This window comes from Pseudoalteromonas sp. UCD-33C (assembly GCF_001306895.1).
Lineage (GTDB): Bacteria > Pseudomonadota > Gammaproteobacteria > Enterobacterales > Alteromonadaceae > Pseudoalteromonas.
Map to the genome: position 1 here is coordinate 65,044 of NZ_LJTB01000015.1, position 8,917 is coordinate 73,960.

Below are 8,917 nucleotides of genomic sequence, written 5' to 3' on the forward strand. Positions count from 1 at the left end.
AATAATGATGTAAAAAAGGAATACAGAGTGAGTAACGCAATTACAATTCGTCCGGCAGTCGCGAGTGATGCTGCAACAATCCTACATTTTATTACCGAACTTGCTATCTACGAAAAAGAACCCGACGCAGTTAAAACAGACGAGCAAGCTATTTTAAAAACGTTGTTCAGTGAAGGCGCAACGGCGCATAGTGTTATTTGTTTAGAGGGCGACACACCAATTGGTTTTGCTGTGTATTTTTATAATTACTCAACCTGGCTTGGTAAAAATGGTTTGTATTTAGAAGATCTTTACGTCAGTGCTGACAGCCGTGGTAAAGGCGCTGGTAAGCAAATTATGCAATATCTTGCTAAGCAAGCACTCGAAAAAGATTGTGGTCGTTTTGAGTGGGTGGTACTTGATTGGAATAAACCAGCCATTGATTTTTACGACAGCATAGGTGCTAAACCGCAAAACGAATGGATTATTTACCGCCTAACAGGCCAAGAGCTTATCGACTTTGCGCATCAATAAGTAATGTTGCTATAACTAAAAATCACCAAATAATAATATAAATAAAAATCATTTGCATTTGATCTTTTCTGTGTGTAGTTTAAATACACATAGAATGATTGGTATAAGTGCAGGTGATTTTTATGACTCAAACAACACGCCACACACCGTTAACTTCGAACGCCTTTGATGACGCGCTTGCCCCTTGGCAAAGTGCAATTTATCAAGGCAACTTAGCATTTGAATCTGGCGAGCTTATAACTGCGCGTGATCATTACACGGTTGCGAGTAGCTGCGCCGAAACACTTCTCGCACAGTTTTCTAATATCCCAATCAACCAGTCGGTAACTCGCTCGTTAGAGCATTGTATTGCAGCATTTGTTGTTGCCACTTTGAATCTTGCCGACACTTTTAAAGTCATGCAAAAACCCGATAAAGCCTGCACCTGGCTTTGTCATGCTCATAAACGATTAAGCGTGCTATTAAATCATCCAGTGCAGCAAGTTCGCACCTTGGTGCTGCACCACCATCATAAAACCTATTATGAGCTGGTTAAGTTTGCCAGCATGGCATCGGCATTTCCGACACTCATTAACCGTATTAATCAGCTATTAGCTGACCATCCCCACAAAACGCAGTTATTACATTAACGATAAGGAATCAGTATGCCTTTTACATTACCCGATTTAGCGTATGACTATGATGCACTTGAACCGCACATTGATGCGAAAACCATGGAAATACATCACACCTTGCATCATCAAACCTATATCAATAAAGCGAATGCTGCGCTAGAGGGCAGTCATTATTCAGAGCAAGATGCTGAAACATTACTACGCACTATTTCATCAATGCCTGAGTCTTTACAAAAAGCAGTACAAGAGCATGTGGGTGGTCATCATAATCACTCATTATTTTGGCAAGTTATGTCTCCTAATGGCGGTGGTACGCCAAGTGCAGAGTTAAACACTGCAATAGTTGATACATTTGGTAGCTTTGACGCATTTAAAGAGCAATTTACTAATGCAGCGGTAAGCCGTTTTGGCAGTGGCTGGGCTTGGTTATGTGTTGATGAAAATAACCAATTGGTCGTTGAAAGTAGCCTCAATCAAGATAGCCCACTGATGCAAAATCACACGCCTATTTTAGGGCTTGATGTGTGGGAGCATGCATATTACTTGAAGTATCAAAATCGTCGCCCTGAATATATTGCGGCATTTTACGAAGTGATCAATTGGCCGGAAGTTGAGCGCCGATATTTAGCCGCAATTAAATAGCTGTTTAAATAGTTAAGGTCCGAAACTGGCTAGTCAAAAAATAATATTCAGTTAAGCTAACGGTATTAGCGTGTAACGAGAAAAATTATGACTAGCCAACAATGGCAAACTGCAAGGCAAAGCCGTGACCCACGCTTTGATGGGGTGTTCTTTGTGGCGGTAAAAAGCACTGGCATTTATTGCAGACCCATTTGCCCTGCACCAACGGCACAAGAAAAGAACGTTGAATACTACCAATACGCGCACTTAGCTGCGCAAGATGGTTTTCGGCCATGTATTCGCTGCCGCCCAGATAGTGCACCGAATAGCCCAGCATGGCTAGGTACTAAAACCACTGCATTACGCGCCAAACAACTTATTGATAAAGGTGAGGCCTACGACTGTGAGGTTTTAGCAGACAGGCTAGGGGTGTCGAGCCGCTATTTACGCCGTTTGTTTAACCAACATTTTGGACTCTCGATCACCCAATATCGATTATTTAACCAATGCAATTTTGCCAAGCAGCTATTACAAGAAACAGATTTATCAGTGGCAGATATCGCATTTGCTTCTGGTTTTAATAGTATTCGCCGTTTTAACGATGCTTTTTTAAAGCAGTTAAATATTGCCCCTTCAAAGTTACGTAAGTCTGATAAAAAACCAGCCTCAACATTAACTCTAACACTGGCATTTAGGCCGCCTTATAACTGGCAAGCACTCCATGACTTTTTGCATCGCCGTTTAATTAGTGGCCTAGAATGGTTGAGCGCAACGAGCTATGGTCGCACCTTTAAAGATAAGCATTGCCAAGGGCAATTCACAGCGCATTTTGTTGAGCATAAAAACCATTTTAAAGTGGCAATTGATATTGATAACACCCGCTATTTACAGCAAGTGATCCATAACATTCGCCGTGTGCTTGATTTAGACGCCGACACGCACACTATTGAACAGCATTTAGATGCAGAGCTTAAAGGTGCGATGCCACTTTGTGTTGGGCTACGTTTGCCGGGAATTTGGTCAGACTATGAAGCGGGCATACGTGCGGTACTTGGTCAGCAAGTGAGTGTTACAGCGGCTCACAATCTCGTTACACAGCTTGTAAGTGAGTTTAATCAGCAAAGTAATAACCACTATTTTCCAAGCCCTGAATGGGTTGCCAATTCTGAACTCGATTTTTTTAAAATGCCACAATCACGTAAAGATGCGCTAAGGCGTTTAAGTGCTTATTGTCAGCAAAACCCAGATAATCAAGAGCTTGATAATTGGCTTGAGCTCAAAGGTATTGGCCCGTGGACAGTTAATTACGCCAAACTACGCGGTCAAAGCCACCCCGATATTTTACTGGCAGGCGACTTAGGGGTTAAAAAAGCCCTCGTTGGAATAAGCGAATTTAATAGCGAGCACTGTGCGCCATTTCGCTCTTATTTAACTTTTCAACTATGGCAACAATTATGAGTATGCAACAAGTTATTATGCCAAGCCCCATTGGCGATATTACCATTCAAAGTACATCAAAAGGCATCAGTTACGTTGGCTTTTACCCGGTGGTTGCAATGCAAACAGAGGTTGTTGATGAGCACACTCTTACACCCATTTTAATGTGTATAAGTGAGCTTAATGAATACTTTAACGGTGAGCGTACACGTTTTACAGTACCCCTTGATACTCAAGGTACTCACTTTCAAAGGCAAGTGTGGCGTGCGCTGATGGATGTTGAGTTTGGTCAAAGCAAAAGTTACCAAGATATTGCACTTGCCATTAATAACCCAAAAGCGGTGCGTGCAGTAGGCGCTGCAAATGGAAAAAACCCCATTAGCATTATTGTGCCGTGCCATCGAATTATTGGCGCAAACGGTAAACTCACAGGCTATGCGGGTGGCCTTGAAAGAAAAGAGTGGTTACTGAAACACGAAGGCTTGTTATAAAACAGCAATTTTACTGGGACAACGATTGAGGTAATAAGAGTAAGGTAATAGATGATGTTGTCGCGCGATTAGGGTAGCATATTGCGACTTTAAAATTTGGGCAACATCATGGCACAGCTGTACTTTTATTATTCTGCAATGAATGCAGGCAAATCTACCACACTTTTACAATCTGCATTTAACTACCGCGAACGTGGTATGGAACCTGTTATTTTAACAGCGGCTATTGATGATAGAGCAGGTGTTGGCAAGGTGTCTTCACGTATTGGTTTACAGGCTGATGCGCATATTTTTGATGCAGATAAAGATGTATTTGAGCTAATCAAATCATTAAATGCAGAGCAAAAGCGCCATTGTATTTTAGTTGATGAGTGTCAGTTTTTATCAAAAGACCAAGTAATGCAATTGACAGATGTGGTTGATGAGCTTGGTATTCCGGTGCTGTGTTATGGCTTACGTAACGATTTTAGAGGTGAGCTATTTAGTGGTTCACAATACCTACTTGCCTGGGCAGACAAACTAATTGAGTTAAAAACAGTATGTCATTGTGGTCGTAAAGCTAACCATGTACTGCGTACTGATGAGCATGGCAATGCGATTGCAGACGGTGATCAGGTAGAAATTGGCGGCAACGACCGATATGTATCGGTGTGCCGCAAACATTATAAAGAAGCGTTAAATCTCGGCCGCTAATGCCGAGATAAAGCTATTAATATCTTGCTTAGTGACGCCTAAATGGGTCACTAATCGCAGTGGATTACCCGGTGAAAACAGCATGTTTTGCTCTTTTAACGCACGTGCCACTGCTTTTAAATCGATATGTTCGGCAACATTTGCGTAAACAATATTGGTATCGATTTGAAAAGTTGACGTATCAAAACCAGCTAACGTGTTTAACTGTTCAGCTAAATACGCCGCGTTATCGTGATCCTCAGCAAGCCTTGCTACGTGATGCTCAAGTGCATACTGGCCAGCGGCTGCAAGCATACCCGCTTGGCGCATACCACCACCAAGTACTTTACGCCAGCGGCGCGCTTTATCAATCAGTGCTTTGCTACCTAGTAATAGTGAGCCAACAGGCGCACCGAGTCCTTTTGATAAGCAAATAGACACTGAATCAAAATACTGAGTGATCTCAGTGATATCAACACCTAACTTAACCGCCGCGTTATACACGCGGGCACCGTCTAAGTGCAGAGCAAGGTTATGTTTATCAACACACTCTCTGGCTTCTTTTAGATAACTTAGCGTGAGAACTTTGCCACCAATGGTGTTTTCTAAGCTAAGTAGTTTGGTTTTAGCAAAGTGAAAGTCATCAGCTTTAATTGCAGCCACAACTTTGTTTAAATCTAAGCTGCCATCGGCATTATTTTCAATTGGTTGAGGCTGAATAGAACCCAATACAGCAGCACCGCCACCCTCAAATTTGTAGTTATGTGCTTGTTGCCCACAAATGTATTCGTCGCCACGTTCACAATGTGCCATCAATGCAAGTAAGTTTGCTTGCGTGCCTGAGCTACAATAAAGGGCGCTCTCAAAGCCATGGCGCTCAACAGCATATTGTTCAAGCTGATTAACGCTTGGGTCGTCACCATATACATCGTCGCCTACTGGGGCGTCATTCATGACCGCGCGCATGACTGCTGTTGGTTTTGTAACTGTGTCTGAACGAAAGTCGATCATCTTATTATCCTTATACTAGTTCGTTAAGAATGGCTTCGCGGTCGGCTTGGTCAAAATAGCTCCAAGCAATAAAGCGACTAATTTTTTGGCCTTGTGCCATTTTTATAACTCTTACTTCTTTCACATCAAGTGTGCTAAGCAACTTTTTTATATGCGGCAAAGTGTCAGACTTTGAAACAAGCGATGTAAACCAAATACATTGCTCTGCAAACTCTTGGCTCTCAATGCACATTTTACTGATAAATTCGCGTTCACCGCCTTCACACCAAAGCTCGTTTTGGCGGCCACCAAAATTAAGCACTTTTTGTGGCGCTTTGTTTAGGTTTTTCCATTTACGCTCAGTACCTGCTTTGGCCTGTTGCTCGCTGGCATGAAACGGGGGGTTGCATAAAGTTAGATGAAAAACATCTTTATTCGATATCACGCCTGTAAACATTTTATCGACGTTGTTTTGCTGCTTAACATTAATTTTGAGGCGGTTGAATTGCACGATTTGTTTGGCAATTTTAACAGACAAGGCATCAATATCTGAACCGGTGAAGTGCCAGCCATATTCGTGATTACCAGTAAGCGGGTAAATCACATTTGCACCCGTGCCTACATCAAGGACTTTTACTTGCTTACCCGTCGGAATATGACCTTGGTTATCGTTTGCTAACAAATCGGCCAAGTGATGAATGTAATCCACTCTGCCAGGAACCGGTGGGCAGAGGTAGTTGTCGGGCAAATCCCAAAAATCGATTTTATAATGGCTTTTTAATAACGCTTGGTTGAGGGTTTTAACCGCTAATGCATTGGTGAAATCAATGGTATCAGTGCCCGCTGGCGTTTGCGTTATATAAGGTGTTAGGGCAGGAGTATCTTTGCATAGCAAAGTAAAGTCGTAGCCATTTAAGTGGCGATTTCGCGGATGCATTAAGGAAAACCTATCTGTTAGCCATATCAAAGGCTGATTGTACCAAATAAATCTTAGCTCTGAGTTAGTTTGCGGTGGATATTTTTGCTTAGTAGCATTAATACATGGTGAGCAAAAATAAGTTGAAAACTGATTGAGTGGATTTACTCAGAGTATGGGCTACTTGAGGTTAAGAGCCAAAGAACGGGCATTTTGGCGATGATACAAGCAACTAAAATTCGTGTTTAAAAATTTCTACTCAAATTGGGTCACATTGGTACTACCATAAGACATTTAAAGCTGATAAATTCTAAGTGATTCAATCAAGGAAAAATAATAAAAATCATGGTTAAAAAGATACTTAAAGGAATTGGTATAACATTTTTAGTGTTAATTAGCTTATTTGTACTTTTAGCAATTTGGACTGCGAATAAATCCTCTGCTTACAAAGAAACTGCTATTCCTTACCTAAATTCAGCAATTACAGATATCTCTCAATGGGACCCTCAGACTCTCAAAAACTATATGACCCCATCATCAATTGAAAATGCCACAGATGAAGATATTTCTAAAATCATGCGTGCATTCTCAAAGTTGGGCGAATTAAAAGAACTAGGTGAATTTGAATTTATAAATGTTAGCTCTAAAGCTGTCACTGGAGGTGGTTCTGGTACTTATGTTACTTATTTAATTCCAGCTTCATACACTAATGGAGACGCAAAAATAACCGTCACGTTAAAAGAAGAAGGTGAGTCATTTTCTATTTATAACTTCAATTTAAATTCGATGGCACTGATAGATTAAGTTTTATCAAAAATAGCAAGCGCAACTGTTTGTATTTAAATAGTTTATTTTCAAGGGAATGTTAATGTCTAAAATTTAAAAAATAGTGATAGCTGTAGTAATTGTGCTAAGCCTAGGCGCAATTGCTAAACAATACAATGAGCACAATCACACAGAGATGGCAATTAAAGAGTGTGGCAATAAAGACAACATCGCTAAAGTCGACTCTAAAAGTTTTGAGTGTAAAGACTAATAGAGAATAGCGACAGTTGATTGATGTTATAAATACGAAGCAGCCGTTACGTTAAATAATGCTTTATGAATAAGGAGTTAGTTTAAACTATGAATGAAGCAGAGAAAAAATCCTACAAGTCATTGAGCAATGTGGGTGTTATGTAACATCAGTTTTTGATCCTGAAGGTGAGAGCCCCAACTTTACATATTCAACAGGTATCAGTAAAACATATGATACACCCGAACTTATTATAATCGGTTTAAACAGCAAACTAGCTCACTCAATAGTAAATAATTATGCAGGACGTTTAAAAAATGGTGAGAAATTCTCAATTGGTGAATTCTATGAGGGGTTCTTAGAAGGTTTTGATGTTACTTTCTGTGAGGTATCACAAGAAAATAAACAAGAGTTTATGCTTTCAGCTTGTTGGTATAATAATGACAAATTTGAAGCATTACAGTTGGTGTACCCTACTAGTAGTGGTTTTTGGCCTTGGGATGCTGATGCAAACCAGAGCTTTTTAACACTTCAGCCTTGCCTAGCAACAAAGAGTGCGTGGTAATTTTTAAAAGGTCGTTTAGTTAACATTTGAGCGAGGTAGGTTCATTCACCTTTGTTAGCTGAATTCATGATGGTTTCAAAAGGTTTTTATAACTTGAAAATGAAAGGTTTGAATAAAGAACAAAGCAAGGAAAGTGGTATCTTATATGCTGTATTTACAACTGTTTTATTGTACTTCCTTTTTAAAATTACGTTAATTTTTTCTATGCAGTTAAATTGGCATTCAACCTGTCTAAGCTCGCTTTGGGATAATGCCAACTCTGTAGTGACCCCTTTTTTAGGGTTTTCCATTGTCGCTGTATTAAGTTGTATTTGGTTTTTTTATTGCGCCATAAAATACAAACAAAAAGCAGGTAAAGCGGTATATCTTTTATTAGGCGTAGGAGCTGTGTTCTATTATTTTTGGTTTAGAGGCTTTTACGGTTTTTGGCAGCTAATGAGCTACGAACAAAAAGAAATAACAGTACAAGAGTTTTATGAAAAAACAGGTGGTACAGATAGACTCACTTCGTTGTTTGGTAACCGCCTTAGGCATCATGAACTGTGTAAGTCACCACATGACAAGATTAATTAAAATGCAGGTGAGACGTTTTGTGTGGTACTAATATAGGTTGCAGTGTAAATATAAAACGTAGTTATTTCGCTCCCATATTCAAGAAAATGAGCGACGAGCGTATTTTATTTTTTCTGAATAACTTAGTGCCAATAAAAATATTATAGTTGGCAATGCGTTACGTTATTTGTTACTAATAGGTTGATTAATATATGCGCGTAACATCGGCAGAAATATGCGCGATTTGCGCACTATTAAATTGTTGAACTAAGCCGCTACGCGCAGATCCAATGCTCACCAACTGAGCCACACTTACCTTGGGGTTATCCTATAACTTGGAGGTAAGTCATGAACCCACTCATAGAACAAGTCAAAACAGAAATAGCCTATCGAGGTTATTCGCAACGTACATGTAAAAGTTATTGCGAGCATTTACTTAAATTGAGTCATTATTTTGATAAGCCACTCGATTTAATTACCGATAAAGAACTGAATGCGTTTTTTAATGATCCTGCTATTCGTAAACTTTCT

At 40.0% G+C, this 8,917-nt stretch carries 13 protein-coding genes; 11 read left to right on the forward strand and 2 right to left on the reverse strand.

The window, feature by feature from the left end; all coding sequences use genetic code 11:
- The first annotated feature begins 27 nt into the window (after positions 1-27).
- The 6 genes from AOG26_RS18580 to AOG26_RS18605 all read left to right on the forward strand — a co-directional run bounded on the left by AOG26_RS18580 (position 28) and on the right by AOG26_RS18605 (position 4,369).
- The gene (locus tag AOG26_RS18580; RefSeq protein WP_054552102.1) at positions 28-513 is read left to right on the forward strand and encodes a GNAT family N-acetyltransferase; all 486 of its coding nucleotides are present in this window, start codon (positions 28-30) and stop codon (positions 511-513) included.
- Positions 514-635: 122 nt separating this feature from the next.
- Positions 636-1,142, forward strand: a complete 507-nt coding sequence (locus AOG26_RS18585) for a hypothetical protein (RefSeq protein ID WP_054563841.1) — start codon at positions 636-638, stop codon at positions 1,140-1,142.
- A 15-nt stretch (positions 1,143-1,157) separates the two neighbouring features.
- The gene (locus AOG26_RS18590; RefSeq protein ID WP_054563842.1) at positions 1,158-1,769 is read left to right on the forward strand and encodes a superoxide dismutase; all 612 of its coding nucleotides are present in this window, start codon (positions 1,158-1,160) and stop codon (positions 1,767-1,769) included.
- An 87-nt stretch (positions 1,770-1,856) separates the two neighbouring features.
- A complete protein-coding gene (locus AOG26_RS18595) occupies positions 1,857-3,206 on the forward strand; it encodes a DNA-3-methyladenine glycosylase 2 family protein (protein ID WP_054563843.1) in 1,350 nt (449 codons plus the stop codon).
- Positions 3,207-3,208: 2 nt separating this feature from the next.
- Entirely contained in the window at positions 3,209-3,676 is a 468-nt protein-coding gene (locus AOG26_RS18600) for a methylated-DNA--[protein]-cysteine S-methyltransferase (protein WP_054563853.1), read from the forward strand.
- 108 nt (positions 3,677-3,784) lie between these two features.
- Positions 3,785-4,369: a thymidine kinase gene (locus tag AOG26_RS18605; protein ID WP_054563844.1), complete on the forward strand. Its 585-nt coding sequence runs from the start codon at positions 3,785-3,787 to the stop codon at positions 4,367-4,369.
- Here AOG26_RS18605 and ltaE read toward each other — a convergent pair.
- On the reverse strand, positions 4,352-5,359 hold the full coding sequence (gene ltaE, locus AOG26_RS18610) for a low-specificity L-threonine aldolase (protein ID WP_054563845.1): 1,008 nt from the start codon (positions 5,357-5,359) through the stop codon (positions 4,352-4,354). The genes AOG26_RS18605 and ltaE overlap by 18 nt on opposite strands.
- 10 nt (positions 5,360-5,369) lie before the next feature.
- Positions 5,370-6,275: a 23S rRNA (adenine(1618)-N(6))-methyltransferase RlmF gene (gene rlmF / locus AOG26_RS18615; protein ID WP_054563846.1), complete on the reverse strand. Its 906-nt coding sequence runs from the start codon at positions 6,273-6,275 to the stop codon at positions 5,370-5,372.
- A 324-nt stretch (positions 6,276-6,599) separates the two neighbouring features.
- On the opposite strand from rlmF, the gene AOG26_RS18620 reads away from it, so the two are divergent.
- The 5 genes from AOG26_RS18620 to AOG26_RS18635 all read left to right on the forward strand — a co-directional run.
- Positions 6,600-7,058, forward strand: coding sequence for a hypothetical protein (locus AOG26_RS18620; protein WP_054563847.1), 459 nt, complete (start codon positions 6,600-6,602; stop codon positions 7,056-7,058).
- Between the two features lie 85 nt (positions 7,059-7,143).
- Complete coding sequence (locus AOG26_RS20825; RefSeq protein WP_162490611.1) at positions 7,144-7,290, forward strand: hypothetical protein; 147 nt, start codon at positions 7,144-7,146, stop codon at positions 7,288-7,290.
- Between the two features lie 121 nt (positions 7,291-7,411).
- Positions 7,412-7,834 carry a DUF4262 domain-containing protein gene (locus AOG26_RS21115; RefSeq protein WP_442960164.1) on the forward strand — a complete coding sequence of 141 codons (423 nt, stop codon included), beginning with the start codon at positions 7,412-7,414 and terminating at the stop codon, positions 7,832-7,834.
- Positions 7,835-7,900: 66 nt separating this feature from the next.
- Complete coding sequence (locus tag AOG26_RS18630) at positions 7,901-8,407, forward strand: hypothetical protein (protein ID WP_054563849.1); 507 nt, start codon at positions 7,901-7,903, stop codon at positions 8,405-8,407.
- A 327-nt stretch (positions 8,408-8,734) separates the two neighbouring features.
- Positions 8,735-8,917 (forward strand): phage integrase N-terminal SAM-like domain-containing protein (locus tag AOG26_RS18635; protein ID WP_200907878.1); only part of this gene is annotated, 183 nt, incomplete at its 3' end.